The sequence below is a fragment of the Sinanaerobacter chloroacetimidivorans genome, from assembly GCF_018128545.1.
In the GTDB taxonomy this organism is placed as follows: domain Bacteria; phylum Bacillota; class Clostridia; order Peptostreptococcales; family Anaerovoracaceae; genus Sinanaerobacter; species Sinanaerobacter chloroacetimidivorans.
Window position 1 is genome coordinate 41,394 of sequence record NZ_JAGSND010000021.1, and the last position, 18,473, is coordinate 59,866.

Genomic DNA, 18,473 nt, shown 5'->3' on the forward strand with positions numbered 1-18,473 from the left:
CCTGTTATTCGAGTAAGCCTGAATTAATAAAGATTTGCAAAGATCTCTCTGATTTCTTCGTCAGTCAGGAATACATAGTTGTTTGCAAGCAATCTCTGCTGATTTGCAACTGTTGATTTTGTGAATTCATCAATCTGAGCTTCCACCATTCCGTACTCTCTTAAAGGCTTTTTCACGATAAGCTTATTCAAGAAGGTTTCCAGTTCTCCATAAACATCGCCGTTTGGATCTACGCCAAGGGCATCTGCAAAAATCTTGGTAGCTTCTACGATCTTGCCGGTCGGATTTTTTCTGGTATACATTTTGAATACTTCAGTAAAGAACTGGTAATTGGCTTCGCCGTGAGGTACGTGGAAAGCACCGCCAATGGAGTAAGAAAGCGCATGAACTGCAGCACAGCCTGCGTTTCCGAAAGCAATACCGGCATAGTTGGATGCCAGTACAAATTCTTTCAGATACTTGAATCTTTCTTCTTCTCCCTTTTCCACGATTTCTTTATAGCCTGCCATAATCATTTCAATGGCTTTCAGGGAATACATTTCTGTAAAAGGAGAAGCCTTCGGTGACAAGAAAGACTCAATTGCGTGAATCAGAGCATCAACCGAGCTTGTTACAAAGAACTTGTATGGAAGTCCTTTAATGGTTTCAGGTACAAGAACGGCAACATCCGCATAGGTTTCTTCAACAGCGATACCTTTCTTGGTATGGAGCGATTTTAATTCAGCGATGGCAACATTGGTTACTTCGCTTCCGGTTCCGCAGGTAGTAGGAACAACTATCAATTCCTTTACCTTAACCGGAGCAACGGCTCCTGTAAAGAGATCTACCGACTTTTCGGGCAAATCCAATGCCAGAACTTTACAAATATCAACGATGGTTCCGCCGCCGAATGCGATAATTCTCTTAAAGTCAAATTTCTTCATATCTTTGGCAATGGCGTCGATCATTTCGTCGGAAGGTTCTCCGGCTCCGTACTTTTCCTGGAAAATAACGTTGGTTTCAATTCCCAGCGGTTTCATATAAGGGGTATACAGCCATTCGTTTGTCAGAACGAAATCGTCTTTTCCAACTTTGAATTCATCGTTGAACTCCTTAAATGTTTCAAAATAGAATACCTTTGGAACTACTCTCAGTGCTTGCATTTTTAAAATCCTCCTTATAATAGTTAAAATTTGGCGTTAAATCTCTTCTCAAATTCTGCTTTTAATTCTTCTCTGAAATCTGGATGAGCAATATTGATCAGATTTCTTGCTCTGTCTTTTAACGTTTTGCCCTTTAAAGGAGCAATGCCGTATTCCGTAACGATATAATCCACATCCTGTCTTGATGTAGTAACGGCAGCACCATGATCAATGTAAGGCGTAATCTTTGAAACCATGGTTCCATCTTTCTTATTTGCTACAGATGGCATAGCGATAATGGCAATTCCTTCCCCATCCAAGCTCATGGCCGCACCTCTTACGAAGTCAACCTGTCCGCCTACGCCGCTGAACTGTTTGGTTCCAATACTGTCGGAAACTACCTGGCCCATAAAATCTACGGCCAGACAAGAGTTGATGCATACCAAATTGGTATTCTGGGCAACAACACAAGGATTATTTACATAATCTACAGTACGAAGCTCTACTGCAGGATTCTTTGCTGCAAAATCATAGAGTCTTTTTGATCCCATCAGGAAAGTAACTATCATCTTCCCTTTATGTAAGCCTTTTTTGGAATTATTGATTACTCCAGCCTCATATAGATCGACTACGCCGTCGGAAATCATTTCGGAATGGATACCAAGATCCTTTTTATCCTTTAATGACTGCAAAACTGCATCAGGGATTGCACCAATGCCTAACTGAAGGGTTGCACCATCCTCAACAAGTTCAGCACAATTTTTGCCGATAGCCAGTTCAACTTCTCCAATTTTCGGAAGAGCAAGCTCTGGAAGCGGATGTGAAGTTTCAACAAATTTATCAATCTTGCTTACATGTACAAAGGTATCGCCGAATACTACCGGAACCTGATCATTGACCTCAGCCAGTACAATTTTAGCTGATTCAATGCCCTGCATGGTGTAATCAGAAGAGACTCCCACACAGCAGTAACCATGTTCATCCGGTGGTGATACCATGACCATAAATACATCTAATTCGAATATGCCTTTTCTGATATAGTTGGGAACTTCATGAAAAAATACAGGTGTGAAGTCGCCATGTCCCTGAGCAATGCTGTCTCTTGTTGAAGGACTGGTAAACCAACCATTAAATCTAAAATGATCTTTGTATTCCGGTTTGGAATACAGGCCTTTTCCCAGAGTAACCATATGGCACACCTCAACATCATGGTATGCTTCTGCATTTGCTATCATAGCCTCTACCAACACTGTCGGTTCTGCTACTGCATGTGCAAATGCCACCCTGTTGCCTGATTGAATGCTTTTCACTGCTTCCTCTGCTGTACATAATCTGCTGTTATAAATTTCCTTCCAGTTCAAGTCTCATTCCTCCCATTTCTTCAATTTTTTTAATGGTTTCTTCTATGTGATCGAAATTCCACATCAAAATATATTCTTTAGCCTTGTATTGCTGATAGGAGGCACAACAATTTGTGCAGCCTCCAATGACAAGTACGAAATCATACTCCGCATCTTCCTGGACATTGACGAATTCAACTCTACCTTTAAAATGATTTTTGATCGTCTCCAGTGCCTTTCCTCTTTCATATCTGGGATTGCAGCCACCGCAAAATTTAACGCCGCCAATCATCTACGCTCTCCTTTGTGATATCATAGAACCGCCGAAGATACTCCGACGGTTCTTTTTTCAATATTCAATCATTCGTTTCGATTATTCTTTGATGCCTGCGATAACTTTTGCAAGTTCTTTCTTCTGGTTGATGTTACCCTGACGAGCAATCATGATTCTCTGAGCCTGTGGTGATCCTGCGCCGTGAAGTGATTCTGTTCTATAACCAACTGCAGAAGATCCGAGACAGATATTTTCAAGGAATCTTAAGATTCTCATTCTATTTTCAGTGGATACGCCAGGAGCAGCTGCATAAAGTTTGTTGCACCATTCTCCGATTGTCTTTCCTGTCTGTCCTACCTTCAGATCGGATTCGAAGTCCTTCTGTGAAGGCATGGTTACCATCAATCCGCCAGCGATGTCTTCTGCTAATCTTACGATCTCATATGGGAATCTGGTTACATTCTGCTTACATACATTGGCAAGAAGAAGATCGATCTGATAGTTTCCTGCTTGAGTTGGGTAACCTTCTGCAGAACATGCGATACCGCAGCAGTATAAAGTTTCATTTAAATGAGTCATTTCAATGAGCTTATCCTTAATATGGGAAGCCTTATGTGCGCCATTGTAATCAGCAGCAAGAGCAGCAGCACCGATGATAACATCGCCTACGCCAACCTTACATCCGCCGTAGGACTGTCTATGGTATCCGGCAAATCTTTCTACCAGCATTCCGGCGAAGTCATATTCTTCACACATAAAAATTCTGTCATTTGGGATAAATACGTCATCAAATACGACTAAAGCTTCCTGTCCGCCGAAAGTCTTGTTTCCAAGATCGATATCAGCATTCTCTTCTAATTTTCTTGTGTCACAGGACTGTCTTCCATATACCATGAAGATGCCGGGAACATCAGACTGAATTGCGAAGGATACTGCATACTCTTTGTCAGCTTCTGTCATAGCGATGGTAGGCATGATCAGGTGTTCGTGTGAGTTGATGGAACCGGTCTGATGACATTTTGCTCCTCTTACCACGATACCGTCAGGTCTCTTTTCAACAATACGAAGGAACATATCAGGATCAGTCTGCTGGCTTGGAGCAGCTCCTCTGTCACCCTTCGGGTCAGTCATTGCACCGTCAACTACCAGGTCATTTTCCTGAACATATTCAACATACTTCTTAAAACGTTCATGATACTCAGTACCATACTTTTTATCAATTTCAAAGGTAGTGGAATAAACAGCATTGAAAGCATCCATACCTACGCATCTTTGGAAGCAGGAAGCAGTTTTCTGACCAAGTAATCTCTGCATTTTAACTTTTTTCACTAAATCACCAGAACTCTGATGTAAATGTGTGAAACGGTTTACAGTTTTTCCTGTCAGGTTTGACTTTGCAGTCATCAAGTCAGCATATTCAGGGTCATGTGCCAATTCAAATGTCATAGCCAGACAATTAATAGAAGGTCTGATCATTGGATGATCCACCCAATCCTTAACCTCTTCACCAAATAAATACACTTTCGTGTTTAACTTTTTTAAGCTCTCGATATATTGAGCTCCAGTCATTAATGCCATAATACAACCACTCCTTACATGAAAATATTTTTGGGCTCTATGACGAAAAGGAATGCCCTATTGCTTACCCCCCGTCACGGTGCCAATTATAACTAAGAAAAAAAGGTGCAAGACTCATGCCAAAAACGGCCAAGTTTTTCTAAATCTGCTTCTTCAAAATTTTTCTTGCCATATCCATCAGCTCAGGACTGACGGATGTGTCAAGTACAACGTCCTTGACTTCCGGTATTTCCTCCGTTACAATGCTCTTAACTACGTCCTCGATGGTGTACTGTGCGGATGGGCAGGAACTGCAGGCACCGGTTAATCTCACAAATGCGACACCATTCTCAAAACTCACGAGAACAGCTCCTCCGAAATGTGATGCAAGCACTGGATTTACCTTTTCCTCCAGCACTTTTTTAATTTTTTCTTCCATAAATCTACCCCCCTTTTTTATTCGTTTACTAATTTATTACCCACACTCAGTATACCGAAACAATTGTTGAATAGCAAGTAAATTCAATGGTTTTTGCCGTAGAATTTTAGTAAATTCTGCTGTAATTTGCTAAAAATTATGTTATAATTTTTTTTGAAAAATTCAAAATTTGCAGATAATATTTACTTAAAAATATTCTGAAAAATTTACAGAGATTGATAGTGTGCGATTCTGTGACAAAATTGTGTGCGATTTTGTCACAATTTGGTGTGCGTTTCTGTGACAGCTTTGCAAATGTTTTTTATTTATGCTATCTTTATAAGACGAATATTTCTTACCGAGGAGGAAAAAATTATGAGTGACTACCAGTTTAATACAAAATGCGTTCAGGGAACCTATCGTCCAAAACCAGGAGAACCAAGAGTACTTCCGATTGTTCAAAGTACCACCTTTTCCTATGATGATTCTGATTATGTAGCGGACCTGTTTGATCTAAAGGTTGGGGGTTCCTTTTATACAAGAATCGGAAACCCTACTACCGACGGATTTGAAGGGAAAATGAATCTCCTTGAGGGCGGCGTCGGAGCTTTGGCCCTTTCTTCCGGTCAAAGTGCCAGCATGTTTTCTATTATCAATATCTGTAATGCCGGAGATCATGTGATTTCTTCCTCCAGTATCTATGGCGGTACCTTTAATCTTTTTGATGTATCCTTGAGAAAGCTGGGCATTGACTTTACCTTTGTTGACCCAGATGCGGATCTGGATGAGATCTTGTCCTGCGCGAAACCGAATACAAAGGCTATTTTCGGAGAAACTATAGCAAATCCAAGCATGAATGTACTTGACTTTGAGAAGTTTGCCGCAGCTGCGAAGAAACTGGACATCCCTTTTATAGTAGATAATACGTTGGCAACTCCTTATTTATGCCGACCTTTTGAACACGGAGCCAATATTATTGTGCATTCCTCCACAAAATACACGGACGGCCATGCCACCAGCGTAGGCGGAATCGTCGTCGACGGAGGAACTTTTAACTGGGATAACGGAAAATTCCCTGGCCTTGTGGAACCGGACGAAAGTTACCATGGGCTGAAATATGTTGAAGCCTTCGGACCTGCAGCCTACATTGTAAAAGCCAGAGTACAGCTTCTGCGGGATTACGGTTGTACTGTCAGCCCTTTTAACGCCTTTATGTTCCATCTCGGGCTGGAAACATTGCATCTCAGAATGGAGCGGCACAGTGATAACGCCAGAAAACTGGCTGAGTTTTTATCTGGTCACCCAAAGGTGCAATGGGTGAAATATCCGGGATTGAAAGGCGACCCTTATTATGACTTAGGTCAAAAATATATGCCTAAGGGTGCCAGCGGCATACTTTCCTTCGGAATCAAAGGCGGCGCAAAGGCCGGAAAAGATTTGATCAAGCATCTGGATATGGTGCATCTTGTCGTACATCTCGGAGATCTGAGAACCAGCATACTGCATCCTGCCAGCACAACGCACAGGCAGCTCAATGAGCAGCAGCAGATCGAGGCAGGAATCTATCCTGAAATGATCCGTGTTTCCGTTGGAATTGAGGATATAGAAGATATTATCAAAGACTTTGACAAAGCTTTAAATGCAATATAGAAAGGATGGCTAACCATTGAGCAGATGTGTAATCATAACATCTTATCATTCCGCAGGCCGACTGGATTATCAGAATGTCTGCGAGGATGACTTTGTTATCTGTGCAGACGGCGGCTATGCTCATGCTATTTCCGGGGGAATATCTCCGCACATAGTGATCGGGGACTTTGATTCCTACCCGGAAAACAAGCTGTCCGAAGAATGCGGTGCTCACTGCAAAATTATCCGGCTGGCCGTTGAAAAAGATGATACGGACACGATGATTTGCCTGAAATACGGGATTGATCAAGGTTTTGATCAATTCCTGATCATCGGCGGGCTGGGTGGCCGTTTAGATCACACCATCGCCAATCTTCAGACCCTTTCCTATGCCATTGACTGTAAAAAAAAATTATGGATTCTGGACGGAAAAAACAAGGCAACAATGATCGAATCCGGGGCTATAGAGATAGCCAAGCAGGAGAACACAAAGATCTCCCTTTTTTCTTTCACGGAAACTTGTTCCGGCGTGTCTATTCATGGTGTAAAATACCCCTTGCACGAAACAATATTGAACAATAGTTTTCCTTTGGGAGTCAGCAATGAATTTGAAGAAGAATATGCCCGAATAGAAAATAAAAAAGGGAAATTATTAATTATTTTATCTCAGGATTGATACAGAAATAGGTCTCTCGGCTTTCACCAATTGAGAAAAAAATTTCTGCAACAGAGAAATAAATTTCAAATTTGCACATGAAAAATAGCCAAAAATAAATTGACAAAAAATAACCGGCCGTGTACAATGTTCTACATCAATTAAATATTTTTGCTAGGGGAGCTATATGCTGAGAGTTTTTTCGACCCTCATTACCTGATCCGGATAATACCGGCGTAGGGAAGCAGTCAAGTTGTATGCACATATGCATCAGATTTATGCATGCATCAATTATCCCCTCCTGCAAAATCATCGCAAAGTACCCGCATAATTATCCGCGAAGTACCTGCGAAATAAAAGGAGGTTTTTTTATGTCATCAGAACAATTACAGGGGTTCTTTGAATCCACAGCAGGCCAGATTTCAACGTTAATCGTGATTATCCTGTTATTTCTCGGTATACTCATATCAGGACGCAACAGCAAGCCTGATACGAAGGCTATGGTTGTATCTGCTATCATGGTAGCCTTGGCCATCGCATTAAATCAGATCATTCTTTTCCGCATGCCTCAAGGCGGTTCCATTACTGCTTTCAGCATGCTGCCCATTGTTACCTGTGCCTATTTTTTTGGAGTTCGCAGAGGAATGATGGCCGGAATGTGCGTGGGTCTCATCGATCTTATTTTTAATCCCTATGTTATTCACCCCATCCAGATGCTGCTGGATTATCCTTTGGCCTTTGGTGCTCTCGCCTTTGCCGGGCTTATGAAAAATAAAAAAAATGGATTAATCCTGGGTTTTATTATCGGTGTGCTTTCCCGTTACGTCTGTGCCGTGCTATCAGGAGTCATCTTCTTTGGCGAATACGCACCGGAAGGATTCAATGCCTTCTCCTGGTCGATCTACTACAATATGACCTACTTAGGAGTCGAAGCAGCTATCACGCTGATCGTATTATTTATACCGGCAGTCAGAAAGGTTATCGAAGGGCTGAAATCACAATTAAGCCTAACGTAATAAACATATAATAACAAGACTGAGATAGGTATGAGTCAAATGACTTCGAAGCCGAGAATGTAAAATGCACCTCTATGTATGAAACCCGACCACAGAAAGGATTTATACACGAGGTGCATTTTTTATATTATATCTTGTAGGAGTTAGTAATTAAGTTTTTTCTGCATATTTTCTGCAGCTTATTTATCCCAGAGCTTCTTATAAAGATTCATGATATCGTCTTTATTCGGGGTACGTCTTGTATTCAGAGGGCTTCCGCTGATCAATGCATCTTCTGCCATCTTCGGAATCTGATTAAAAAATTCTTCCTTATCAATTCCAAACTCTTCAGGAGTTTTGATATTTAAAGTTCTGAGCAGCGCTTTTGTGGCAACAACGAATGCATCTGCACCTTCATCCGGAGTCATGCCCGGACGATATACGCCGATCGTCTTGGCCAATTGATTCAATCTTGCTACAGCACCTGGCTTTAGGTAGTCAAGACAAACGTCCAGCAGCATTGCATTTGACAAACCGTGAGGAACGTGGAACAATGCACCGATTGGACGGCTCATTCCGTGTACGATAGTTACGGATGCATTACTGAATGCGATACCGGCCTCTAACGCGGCGATTGCCATTTCTCTTCTGGCCTCTACATTGGAACCATTGGTGTACACTTCATAAATGTTGTCAAAGATTCTCTTTACTGCTGATAATGCATAAATATCACTCATAGAGAATGCTTTTAATGAAGTATACGCTTCAATGGCATGTGTTAATGCATCCACACCGGTTGCAGCCGTTACTCCAGGCGGAACCGTTACGGTAAATGTAGGGTCAACAACTGCTAAGTTTGCCATAAGCTTAGGATCATTTAATAGCATTTTAACACCTGTGTTGGTATTGGTAATGATAGATACCTTCGTAGCTTCTGAACCCGTTCCTGCTGTTGTAGGAATTGCACAGGTAGGCGGAAGCTTATGCTCAATCTTTTTACCCATGTACTCAGTAATACTGCCGCCGTTTGTTACTACAGCACCGATAGCTTTCATAGAATCCAGCGGGCTGCCCCCACCGATTCCGATCAGGAAGTCACAACCTTCCTTCTTGTAAATTTCCACACCTTCATCAATCATTGTATGCGTAGGTTCGCTGTTAATACCGGAATATATGACATAGGAAACACTAATTTCATCCAACGCATCTGTCAATTTTTTAACATTTCCTAACTTAACCATTACGTCATCCGTAACGATCAATGCTTTTTCTCCGAATGACTTCATGTATTCTGTACTCATTTTCATAGCGTTTTCGCCGGATATAATGTATTGTGGAATAAAGAATAAATTTGCCATGTTTTTTACCTCCGTATTAGTATAGGATATCTTATTAGGCACATAATAGCATATCAAAATACTAATTTCAATAAGTTTTTGATAATATTTTAACAAAATTGTCTGACAATTAATTAACCCATTGATTAATTATTTTTAAAGTGCTAAGATTAATATATAAAATTCTATTCATTTATTAGCTTGCCCAATTTGCAAGACAAATTGATGGCAATCTTATGTAAAGATGAATAATTATAACTAAATAGAAAGGAACTAATTTCATGTATCAGAACTTAATCTATGAAGTAAAAGATGGAATTGCTTACGTAACTGTAAACAGACCAAAAGCAATGAACGCACTTAGCAATGAAGTTTTGGATGAGCTTTATGCAGCCTTTACCGCTGTCAATAACGATCCGGAGGTTCAAATTGCCATTCTGACCGGTGAAGGCAAGGCCTTCGTTGCCGGCGCTGATATTTCCGAGATGGTAAACCTTACAACTTTGGAAGGCAGAGCCATGATGATCAAGGGCCAGAATGTAATGAACCTTATCGAAACCATCGACAAGCCGGTTATCGGTGCCATCAACGGTTTTGCTCTAGGCGGAGGATGCGAATTAGCCATGGCCTGCGACATGAGAATCGCATCTGAAAAAGCAAAGTTTGGACAACCGGAAGTAAATCTCGGAATCATTCCCGGATTCGGCGGTACTCAAAGACTTCCAAGACTGGTCGGAAAAGGTATGGGAAAATACCTGATCATGACAGCTGAGATGATCGATGCTCAGGAAGCCTACAGAATCGGACTGGTAGAAAAAGTTGTTCCTGCAGAAGAGTTAATCGGAGCTGCTGAAAAAGTTGCGAAAACCATTATGTCAAAAGCTCCAATCGCAATTCAAGCAGCTAAATTAGTAATTAATAACGGAATCGGTCTGGATATTCTAACTGGTGTTGCCTTTGAGGGTGAAGCGCTTGTAGCTCCATTCAGCTCCGAAGACAGAGCTGAAGGTATGAAAGCCTTCCTTGAAAAGAGACCTGCGAAATTCAACAATAAATAAGAAATAAAAGAAAATGGAAGCGTTGTGTTTCTAAAAAACTGATAAACGAATAGAATGAGTGACTAAGACAAAGCGGTGCACAAGCACCGCTTTCCTTTATTTTTGATTAATGAAAACCCGCAGATCCGGTTTTTGGACTGCGGGCTCTCGGAGGATATTTATGATAAATATATCATGTGACTTGCTGTTTTAAGCTGTGGCAAAAAGGCCACAAGGCAGGTGACATCTTTTCGTCTCGTTATTTTTTCAATCCCATTAGTTCGTCACAGAAAATTCGAGCATCCATAAGCTTTGGCGCACCGTCCATTTTCGGTGTAAAGTCCATGAGATCAAGAATTTGCGTCTGAAGGTCGATTCCAGGAGCGATTTCTGTCAGATATACGCCATCCTTTCTCAATTCAAACACAGCTCGTTCCGTAATATACATAACAGGCTGCCCAATTTTCGCAGCATATTCACCGCTGAAGGTGATCTGTTCTACTTCTTCAATAAACTTCTTTTCTCTTCCTTCTTCGATGATCGTGATTTTGCCATCCCGAATGTCGGTAATCAATCCGCCTGCAGTAAAGGTACCGCAGTAAAATACCCTCTTGGCGTTCTGGGTAATATTGATAAATCCGCCGCAGCCGGCAATTCTGGGACCAAATTTGCTTACATTGATGTTTCCTTCTTTATCGGCCTGTGCTAGACCAAGGAACGCAAGATCCACTCCGCCTCCGTCATAGAAGTCGAATTGTTCATGCTGGCACAGGATGCATTCCGGATTTACAGAGGCTCCGAATTGAGAACCTCCGCAAGGAACTCCGCCAATAGGACCGGCTTCAACGGTAAGAGTCATGTAATCGCCGATTCCCTCTTCGTTGGCTACACATGATATATATTCCGGAATACCGATGCCCAAATTTACCACGGTGTTTTCAGTCAGTTCCATAGCAGCTCTGCGTCCGATTACTTTCTTAGCACTGAGAGGAGGAATCTCCAGGCTGTCAACAGGAACTTTAATCTCCCCAGTCAGGGAAGGATCGAATTCATGGTCGAAACATTGCTGGTGATCATATGGCTCTGAAATCACAAGAGCATCTACATAGATTCTAGGAATTTTCACTAATCTCGGGTCAAGGGTTCCAGCCTTTACAATACGCTCTACCTGAACGATAACCTTACCCCCGCTGTTCTTTGCAGCCTGTGCAAGAGCTGTCACTTCGTGGGTACCGACTTCGCGTTCTACGGTAACATTGCCGAGTTCATCTGCATAGGATCCTCTCAGGAAAACGATATGAATCGGAAATGATTTGTAAAGAAGACGTTCTTCGCCCAGGATATCCACTACTTCAACGATATCTTCCGTAGTGATTTCATTCAGCTTGCCTCCCTGTTTTCTGGGATCCACAAAAGTATTCAGTCCTACATGGGTGATGGTTCCTACCTTATGAGCGGCAATATCTCTGCAAAGCTGAGATAAGGTTCCCTGAGGGAGATTGTAACCTTCAATTTCATTATTCAAAATACATTTCCCTAAAGATGGAGCTGTATTATAATGACCTGCTATTACTCTTTTGGTCATACCTTTATGTGCAAAATGATCTGCTCCTCGGCCGTCTCGATTTCCCTGGGCTGCCGCATAGAAATAGGTTAGATTTTTCGGAGAACCTGTTTCTAAAAATCGTTTTTCAAGTGCTTTTGTTAAGGATTCCGGACAGGCGCTTCCAACAAATCCACTGGATGCTACTGTTTGTCCATCTTCTACCAGACTGGCTGCCTGTTCTGCGGTGATTACCATCATGTTCTTCATTCTACTTCCTTCCTCCAACATATGTTTCATATATTATAAGTAATATCACTAAAATTTACTCATTGCTTCTATGGTAGCATTTCGTTATATATTTGTCAATATCGGAAACCATGTATACAATCGGAGAATAAACTGAACTGAAAACATAAAAGAAGGATACCGATTGCTCAGTATCCTTCAATTTGTTTGTTATATTTGTTTGTTATCTTTGAATCAAACCTCTATTTCACTGATTATTCTTCTAATGTGCAGTACATGAAGAAGAAGTATCCGAGAGGCGTATAGTACATGCCCTTCACCTTCTCCGACTGCATATAAGGCTGTGTATAGAAGAAGACCGGTGCTATAACTCTGTCTGCAAAGAGGACGTCTTCTGCCTCATGCATCGCTTTAAATCTCTCTTCCGGAGTTTTTCCACTCTTAACCTTAGCGATCTCGGCATCATATTTTGAGTTATTATAATTTGAATCATTGTTTCCTCCGCCAGTAACAAACTGATCCAGGAATTGGATCGGGTCATTGTAGTCAGCGATCCAGCCGTTACGGGCAATCACGAAGTCGTGGTTCTTTCTGGTTTCCATAAATACGCCCCAATCCTGATTGGTCAGAGTAACGGTAACACCCAGCTCTGTCTGCCACATATTTTGCAGTGCTTCAGCAATTGACTGATGCAAATCCATTGTATTATACAGGTAATCCACGATCGGGAAGCCCTCTCCGTTGGGATATCCGGCTTCAGCCAGCAGCGCGCGGGCTTTGTCGCAGTTTGCTTTGTAATCGGCAGGATCCACGCTGTAATAGTCGCCGCCTACGGTTCTGAAGTCATCGGCTCCGGGACCTGCAGCATCACTTACACCGCTTGGTACAAATCCGGTAGCAGGAACTTCACCCGTACCGGTGACCTGCTCCACGATATAATTTCTGTCGATAACCAGAGAGAATGCTTCTCTTACACGGGGATCATCAAAAGGATCTGCTTCTACGTTGAAACATACATAATAAGTACCGATATAGTCGGCAGCGATCAGTTCTCCTGAAGCCAGAAGCGCCTGGGTTTCGTCCAGCGGCGGATTCCAGATGTGAAGCAGCTCACCGCTCTTGAAGGCTGCAAGCTTAGCATTATCATCGTCCATCAATGCAAATTTGATGGAATCCGGGCCAAGGTTTGCATAGTCATAATATTTATCATTTTTAACCATTTTTATGTAGGAGTTGTGTTTCCACTCACTCATCTTGTAAGGACCGTTTCCGATGTAGGTTGCAGGATCAAATGTCCATTGATCCCCGCCCTTTTCGATCATGTCCTGACGTACGGGGTACGTTGCAGGAAATGCGCAAATTTCAATAAAGAAAGGGAGAGCATTGGTAATTGTTATCTGTACAGTGGAATCATCAAGGGCTTTGACCCCCAGTTCAGACGGTTCTTTCTCACCTGCGATGATTTCAGTAGCATTTACAACAATACCATCGATCATGTAGTTATAGTCTGCCGCTGTAGCCGGATCCACAAGTCTCTGCCACCCGTAGACAAAGTCGCTGGCTTTAACCGGCTGACCGTCGGACCAGGCGAGGTCATCTCTTAACTTGAAGGTATAAACCAAACCGTCATCGCTGATCTCATAGCTTGCCGCCTGACCTTCGGTAAGAACAGCATTGCCGTTTCCGTCATCCTTCCACTTCATCAAGCCTTCAAACATGTGCTGGATCATATTCGCCCCGTCTACCGAGCTGTTCAGTTGCGGGTCGATCGTCATCGGTTCTGAAGCGATACAGATTGACATTTCAAAGCCTGCGTCAGCTTCCTTTCCGCCTCCTCCGCCGCATGCTGCCAGTGTAAATACCATGCAGAATGCGAGAGTTAATACCAGGAATCTTTTCATTTTCATATAACTCATTCTCCTCCTTTTTGCCTGCCTTTGGGCAAGTACTTAATGCACTTGATCATTTTATAATATTCTGCAACCAAACTTTCTATTTGAGAAAATAAAATTGCAGCTATTACTGTGTTTTCGTTTATTAGCTTTGAAAGTGATATTTCCTATGTTATAAAATATGACAAGCTGCAAAATGGTCTGGGGACAATTCTCTTAATTCAGGAACCTCTTCTTTACATCTTCCTGTTGCGTATGGGCAGCGGGTATGGAATCTACAGCCGGAAGGCGGATTCATGGGACTTGGGATATCTCCCTCCAGGATAATTCTTTTTCTTTCCCTGCTCCTCACAGGGTCAGGAATCGGCACCGCTGATAAAAGTGTTTTCGTATAGGGATGCAGCGGATGTCTATTCAATTCATTGCTTTCTGCCAGTTCAACAAGATTTCCAAGATACATGACTCCGATCCTGTTGGAAATATGTCTTACCACCGATAAATCGTGGGCGATAAACAGGTATGTGAGGTTCCGTTCCTGCTGCATATCCTCCAGCATGTTGACGATCTGGGACTGGATCGAAACATCCAGTGCGGAAATCGGCTCATCGCATACGATGAATTCCGGCTGCACCGCCAAAGCTCGAGCGATGCCGATACGCTGCTGCTGTCCCCCGGAAAATTCATGGGGATAGCGGTTGCAATGCTCGCTGTTCAATCCTACTTGGGTCAGCAAGTCTTGAATTTTTTCAATTCGCTCAGTCTTGCCGGATGCAAGTTTATGGATATCAATTGCTTCTCCCACAATTTCACAGACCGTCTTTCTCGGATCCAAGGAAGCGGAAGGGTCTTGAAAGATGATTTGCATCTTTCTTCTGTAAGGAAGCATTTTTTCTTTTGTAATATCTTTGTCTCTATAATATATTTTACCGGCTGTCGGTTCATGCAGCCGCAAGATGGTACGTCCAAGGGTAGTTTTTCCGCATCCCGATTCGCCGACGAGACCAAGGGTTTCTCCTTCCCGAATCGAAAAGCTGACATCCTCTACTGCCTGAACATTCTTGACTTGCATAAAGCCTTCTTTGATGGGGAAATACTTCCTTAAATGTTCAATTCGGACGAGTACATTATTATTCATTTACAGCACCCTCCTTTGCTTCTTCTTTTGCCAGCAGCCAGCAGGCGGAATAATGTCCGTCACCTACCTCAAACAGCGGCGGTGTCTCTCTTAAGCATAATTTCATACAATGGCTGCACCTTGGGCCAAAGGGACACCCAGCAGGCGGATTCAGCATATCAACCGGTGTTCCTGAGATCGGGATCAGTCTTTCATATTCATCCGCATCGATTCTTGGCATAGATTCCAAAAGCCCAATGGTATAAGGATGCTTCGGCTGGTAGAAGATATCGTCTACCAAACCCTTCTCGACAATATGCCCGGCATACATGACGGCTACCTTATCACAGATTTCTGCCACAACACCCAGATTGTGCGTAATGAAAATGATAGCCATCCCGGTCTTTTTTTGAATCTCTTTCATGAGTTCCAGAATCTGAGCCTGTATCGTAACATCCAACGCCGTGGTCGGTTCATCCGCAATCAGCAGCTTCGGATCACAGATCAATCCCATTGCAATCATGACTCTTTGTCGCATACCCCCTGAAAATTCATGAGGAAATTGTTTCATGCGCTTATCAGGGTTATTGATTCCAACCAGTTCAAGCATTTCAATTGCTTTCGCCCAAGCTTGATTTTTGGGTATTTTATGATGGACACGAACTGCCTCAATCAGCTGATCACCAATGGTATAAACCGGGTTTAAACAGGTCATTGGATTTTGGAAAATCATGCTGACGCGATTTCCTCTGAAATCCTGCAACTGCTTTTTGTTGTAGGAAAGAACATCCTCTCCTTCAAAAGTGATGGTTCCTCCCACAACCTTTCCCGGACTCTGGAGGAGACCCATGATGGAATAGGCTTCAACGCTTTTGCCGCTGCCTGATTCTCCTACGATTCCCATGACTTCTCCATAGTTAATATTGTATGAGATACCTCCCACCGCTTTGACCTCTCCGGCAGGAGTAAAAAAGGAAACTCTTAAATCATTTACTTCCAGTAATACTTTTTCTTCGTTTTTAACGTTTTCCATCTTTCTTTTCCTCCTACTTCTTCAGTCTCGGGTCTAATGCATCCCGAAGCCCATCACCAAACAAGTTTAAAGAAAGGATCATGACACTCAAGATGACAGAAGGAATAATTAACCGGTAGGTATAAGAATACATACCGCTGAGCGCAGCAGCCGCCAGGGAACCAAGGCTCGTCATCGGTGCTGATACTCCAAGTCCGAGGAAGGACAGGAAGGATTCCAGAAAGATGGCAGCAGGAATCTCCAGGCAGGTAGTAACAATGATCTGTCCGATGCAATTGGGCAGTAAATGCTTCTTGATTATGTTCTTATTTGATGCTCCCAAAGCTTTTGCCGCTGTAACAAATTCCTGTTCCTTTAGCATCAGCACCTGACCACGAATGATTCGTGCCAATGCCACCCAGTATAACAGTCCGAATGCGATAAAGATTGCAACCAGACTAGGTCCTAAAACACCCAGACTTTTTATAATTGCAAGATGACTTGTATTAAAAGCGTTTTGCAGAGGTACTTTCAATACGGTGGTTAAGAGGAGAACAACAAGAATATCAGGAACGGAATAAATCAATTCCGCAAGACGCATCATGACATCATCCACTCTTCCCCCAATAAATCCGGATATCGCACCGTATGTGGCTCCGATGACCAAAACGAGAAGGCTGGCTACCACTCCGATAATCAGAGATACCCTTGTTCCAAACATGGTTCTGACCAGAATGTCTCTTCCCAAGTTATCTGTTCCAAAAGGGTGCTCCCAGCAAGGTGCGATATTCTCAGATCCGCGGATCTGCTGGGAATAGTCGTACTGAGAAAAATACGGTCCAATAAAAGCAAACAGAATAATTGCTATGATGATATATAACGCAACCATGGCTACTTGGTTCTTTTTCAGTCTCCTCCAGGCATCCTGCCAGTAGGACATACTTTTTCGCATTTCAATAAAATTTGCTTTTTCATCATCTGATGCAAGTTCAAAATCATCAGGCAGAAATTCGAATGATGCATTTTGTGCCAGGATCGGTTCCACATCGACCTGAGCGCTTAATATATGATTGATGCTCATCTTATTTTTCATATCAGGACCTCCTTGATAAATCAACACGCGGATCAACAAATTTATAAAGGATGTCGACGATTAAATTCATCATAACCAGCAGGGATGCCAGAAAGATTGTCGTACCCATTATGATCGGATAGTCTCTGTTTAAAATACTCTGTATGAAATACCTGCCCAGTCCGGGTATGTTGAAGACAGATTCGACTACAAATCCTCCGGTCAGTGTAAACGCGGTGATTGGTCCCAGATAGGACAGCACCGGAATCAGGGAGTTCCTTAGCGCATGCTTGAAAACAACCAGCCATGGAGGAACGCCCTTGGCTCGTGCCGTCCTGACATAATCCTGGTTGATCACGTCCAGCATGCTGGACCTCGTAAGCCTTGCAACATAGCTCATGGGGAGAAAACCCAGAGAAAAACAAGGTAATATGTAACTCATCCAGCTGGATAGACCAACGATGGGCAGAAGCTTCCATTTGACTCCGAACAGAATCATCAGGCTTGTCGCCAAAACAAAGGAAGGAACGGAAATCCCCAGAGTGGTCACCACCCTTAAAAAGCTGTCAAGCTTTTTTCCTCTGTGATAGGCTGCGATACAGCCTAATGGAATTCCGACGATAATAGCCCAAAGCAATGCAAATAATCCGATTTTTGCGGATACTGGAAACATGTCCGTTATAATGTCCAATACAGGACGGTTTTTCTGCATTTTAAAAGATACTCCAAGATCACCATGGAAAAGATCAGTAAGATAAGTCTTGAGTTGAACCAGCACCGGCTGATCCAAGCCATATTTCGCTTCGAGTGCCGCCAGCACTTGCGGAGACGGTGATTTTTCGCTGAGGAACGGTCCACCGGGAACCAGATTCATGAGTAAAAAGGTAATACTTGCAATTAGTAATACAACAACAACAGCCTGAAACAAACGTTCAATTACATATTTCGCCATACTCTTCTCTCCGTCCAATATTCATTTTGCATAGATCTGTTTTTTATAGATAATAAAGTTTAATGTTCTTAGTGTAATTATATTAACCTATTTGCTTTTAGCAGTCAATTATATCTATTCCCATATATGTAATATTTTGTTAATTTATGCATAAAAAATAGAGGTTATTTTTTTAACAGTTAATTGAAAAAGTAAGTTCCGTTTTTTTATGTTATTCGGAAGTTAGTCTTTCAATACTCTGATATACTAAAACAGATATCTGCCCTGATACAGTCA

Annotated in this window: 16 protein-coding genes and 1 riboswitch; of the genes, 4 read left to right on the top strand and 12 right to left on the bottom strand. The window is 42.4% G+C overall.

The window, feature by feature from the left end; all coding sequences use genetic code 11:
• Positions 1-23: 23 nt before the first annotated feature.
• The 5 genes from KCX82_RS20075 to KCX82_RS20095 all read right to left on the bottom strand — a co-directional run bounded on the left by KCX82_RS20075 (position 24) and on the right by KCX82_RS20095 (position 4,731).
• Complete coding sequence (locus KCX82_RS20075; protein WP_227020261.1) at positions 24-1,142, bottom strand: 4-hydroxybutyrate dehydrogenase; 1,119 nt, start codon at positions 1,140-1,142, stop codon at positions 24-26.
• Positions 1,143-1,165: 23 nt separating this feature from the next.
• The gene (locus KCX82_RS20080) at positions 1,166-2,482 is read right to left on the bottom strand and encodes an acetyl-CoA hydrolase/transferase family protein (protein ID WP_227020262.1); all 1,317 of its coding nucleotides are present in this window, start codon (positions 2,480-2,482) and stop codon (positions 1,166-1,168) included.
• The gene (locus KCX82_RS20085) at positions 2,460-2,753 is read right to left on the bottom strand and encodes a hypothetical protein (RefSeq protein ID WP_227020263.1); all 294 of its coding nucleotides are present in this window, start codon (positions 2,751-2,753) and stop codon (positions 2,460-2,462) included. The genes KCX82_RS20080 and KCX82_RS20085 overlap by 23 nt, the downstream gene beginning before the upstream one ends.
• Before the next feature lie 81 nt (positions 2,754-2,834).
• Positions 2,835-4,313, bottom strand: a complete 1,479-nt coding sequence (locus KCX82_RS20090) for a 4-hydroxyphenylacetate 3-hydroxylase family protein (protein ID WP_227020264.1) — start codon at positions 4,311-4,313, stop codon at positions 2,835-2,837.
• A gap of 139 nt (positions 4,314-4,452) precedes the next feature.
• Positions 4,453-4,731, bottom strand: a complete 279-nt coding sequence (locus KCX82_RS20095) for a NifU family protein (RefSeq protein WP_227020265.1) — start codon at positions 4,729-4,731, stop codon at positions 4,453-4,455.
• A 354-nt stretch (positions 4,732-5,085) separates the two neighbouring features.
• Between KCX82_RS20095 and KCX82_RS20100 the strand changes: the two genes are divergently transcribed.
• The 3 genes from KCX82_RS20100 (at position 5,086) to thiT (ending at position 8,010) form a co-directional block, all read left to right on the top strand.
• Positions 5,086-6,360, top strand: a complete 1,275-nt coding sequence (locus KCX82_RS20100) for an O-acetylhomoserine aminocarboxypropyltransferase/cysteine synthase family protein (protein WP_227020266.1) — start codon at positions 5,086-5,088, stop codon at positions 6,358-6,360.
• Between the two features lie 16 nt (positions 6,361-6,376).
• Positions 6,377-7,015, top strand: coding sequence for a thiamine diphosphokinase (locus tag KCX82_RS20105; protein ID WP_227020267.1), 639 nt, complete (start codon positions 6,377-6,379; stop codon positions 7,013-7,015).
• Positions 7,016-7,160: 145 nt separating this feature from the next.
• Positions 7,161-7,254, top strand: a riboswitch (TPP riboswitch).
• Positions 7,255-7,365: 111 nt separating this feature from the next.
• Positions 7,366-8,010, top strand: coding sequence for an energy-coupled thiamine transporter ThiT (gene thiT / locus KCX82_RS20110; protein WP_227020268.1), 645 nt, complete (start codon positions 7,366-7,368; stop codon positions 8,008-8,010).
• Between the two features lie 179 nt (positions 8,011-8,189).
• Here thiT and KCX82_RS20115 read toward each other — a convergent pair whose 3' ends face one another.
• The gene (locus KCX82_RS20115) at positions 8,190-9,347 is read right to left on the bottom strand and encodes an iron-containing alcohol dehydrogenase (RefSeq protein WP_227020269.1); all 1,158 of its coding nucleotides are present in this window, start codon (positions 9,345-9,347) and stop codon (positions 8,190-8,192) included.
• A 260-nt stretch (positions 9,348-9,607) separates the two neighbouring features.
• On the opposite strand from KCX82_RS20115, the gene KCX82_RS20120 reads away from it, so the two are divergent.
• Entirely contained in the window at positions 9,608-10,384 is a 777-nt protein-coding gene (locus tag KCX82_RS20120; RefSeq protein WP_227020270.1) for an enoyl-CoA hydratase-related protein, read from the top strand.
• Positions 10,385-10,622: 238 nt separating this feature from the next.
• Here the strand turns inward: KCX82_RS20120 and KCX82_RS20125 are convergent, their stop codons facing one another.
• The 6 genes from KCX82_RS20125 to KCX82_RS20150 all read right to left on the bottom strand — a co-directional run bounded on the left by KCX82_RS20125 (position 10,623) and on the right by KCX82_RS20150 (position 18,197).
• On the bottom strand, positions 10,623-12,206 hold the full coding sequence (locus KCX82_RS20125) for an acyl CoA:acetate/3-ketoacid CoA transferase (protein ID WP_465250692.1): 1,584 nt from the start codon (positions 12,204-12,206) through the stop codon (positions 10,623-10,625).
• 203 nt (positions 12,207-12,409) lie between these two features.
• Positions 12,410-14,062 (bottom strand): peptide ABC transporter substrate-binding protein, encoded by a 1,653-nt coding sequence (locus tag KCX82_RS20130; RefSeq protein WP_227020271.1) that lies wholly within the window; start codon positions 14,060-14,062, stop codon positions 12,410-12,412.
• Between the two features lie 157 nt (positions 14,063-14,219).
• Positions 14,220-15,182 carry an ABC transporter ATP-binding protein gene (locus KCX82_RS20135; RefSeq protein WP_227020272.1) on the bottom strand — a complete coding sequence of 321 codons (963 nt, stop codon included), beginning with the start codon at positions 15,180-15,182 and terminating at the stop codon, positions 14,220-14,222.
• Positions 15,175-16,194 carry an ABC transporter ATP-binding protein gene (locus KCX82_RS20140; RefSeq protein WP_227020273.1) on the bottom strand — a complete coding sequence of 340 codons (1,020 nt, stop codon included), beginning with the start codon at positions 16,192-16,194 and terminating at the stop codon, positions 15,175-15,177. The genes KCX82_RS20135 and KCX82_RS20140 overlap by 8 nt, the downstream gene beginning before the upstream one ends.
• 13 nt (positions 16,195-16,207) lie before the next feature.
• Positions 16,208-17,266 carry an ABC transporter permease gene (locus KCX82_RS20145; protein WP_227020274.1) on the bottom strand — a complete coding sequence of 353 codons (1,059 nt, stop codon included), beginning with the start codon at positions 17,264-17,266 and terminating at the stop codon, positions 16,208-16,210.
• 1 nt (position 17,267) lies between these two features.
• Positions 17,268-18,197, bottom strand: a complete 930-nt coding sequence (locus KCX82_RS20150) for an ABC transporter permease (RefSeq protein WP_227020275.1) — start codon at positions 18,195-18,197, stop codon at positions 17,268-17,270.
• Positions 18,198-18,473: the final 276 nt, after the last annotated feature.

What these genes read in the sequence shown, in the direction of transcription:
- KCX82_RS20100 (WP_227020266.1), top strand. Translation starts at nt 5,086, where the DNA reads ATGAGTGACTACCAGTTTAATACAAAATGCGTTCAGGGAACCTATCGT.
- KCX82_RS20095 (WP_227020265.1), bottom strand. Translation starts at nt 4,731, where the DNA reads ATGGAAGAAAAAATTAAAAAAGTGCTGGAGGAAAAGGTAAATCCAGTG.
- thiT (WP_227020268.1), top strand. Translation starts at nt 7,366, where the DNA reads ATGTCATCAGAACAATTACAGGGGTTCTTTGAATCCACAGCAGGCCAG.
- KCX82_RS20120 (WP_227020270.1), top strand. Translation starts at nt 9,608, where the DNA reads ATGTATCAGAACTTAATCTATGAAGTAAAAGATGGAATTGCTTACGTA.
- KCX82_RS20145 (WP_227020274.1), bottom strand. Translation starts at nt 17,266, where the DNA reads ATGAAAAATAAGATGAGCATCAATCATATATTAAGCGCTCAGGTCGAT.
- KCX82_RS20125 (WP_465250692.1), bottom strand. Translation starts at nt 12,206, where the DNA reads ATGAAACATATGTTGGAGGAAGGAAGTAGAATGAAGAACATGATGGTA.
- KCX82_RS20150 (WP_227020275.1), bottom strand. Translation starts at nt 18,197, where the DNA reads ATGGCGAAATATGTAATTGAACGTTTGTTTCAGGCTGTTGTTGTTGTA.
- KCX82_RS20135 (WP_227020272.1), bottom strand. Translation starts at nt 15,182, where the DNA reads ATGAATAATAATGTACTCGTCCGAATTGAACATTTAAGGAAGTATTTC.
- KCX82_RS20090 (WP_227020264.1), bottom strand. Translation starts at nt 4,313, where the DNA reads ATGGCATTAATGACTGGAGCTCAATATATCGAGAGCTTAAAAAAGTTA.
- KCX82_RS20115 (WP_227020269.1), bottom strand. Translation starts at nt 9,347, where the DNA reads ATGGCAAATTTATTCTTTATTCCACAATACATTATATCCGGCGAAAAC.
- KCX82_RS20140 (WP_227020273.1), bottom strand. Translation starts at nt 16,194, where the DNA reads ATGGAAAACGTTAAAAACGAAGAAAAAGTATTACTGGAAGTAAATGAT.
- KCX82_RS20130 (WP_227020271.1), bottom strand. Translation starts at nt 14,062, where the DNA reads ATGAAAATGAAAAGATTCCTGGTATTAACTCTCGCATTCTGCATGGTA.
- KCX82_RS20075 (WP_227020261.1), bottom strand. Translation starts at nt 1,142, where the DNA reads ATGCAAGCACTGAGAGTAGTTCCAAAGGTATTCTATTTTGAAACATTT.
- KCX82_RS20085 (WP_227020263.1), bottom strand. Translation starts at nt 2,753, where the DNA reads ATGATTGGCGGCGTTAAATTTTGCGGTGGCTGCAATCCCAGATATGAA.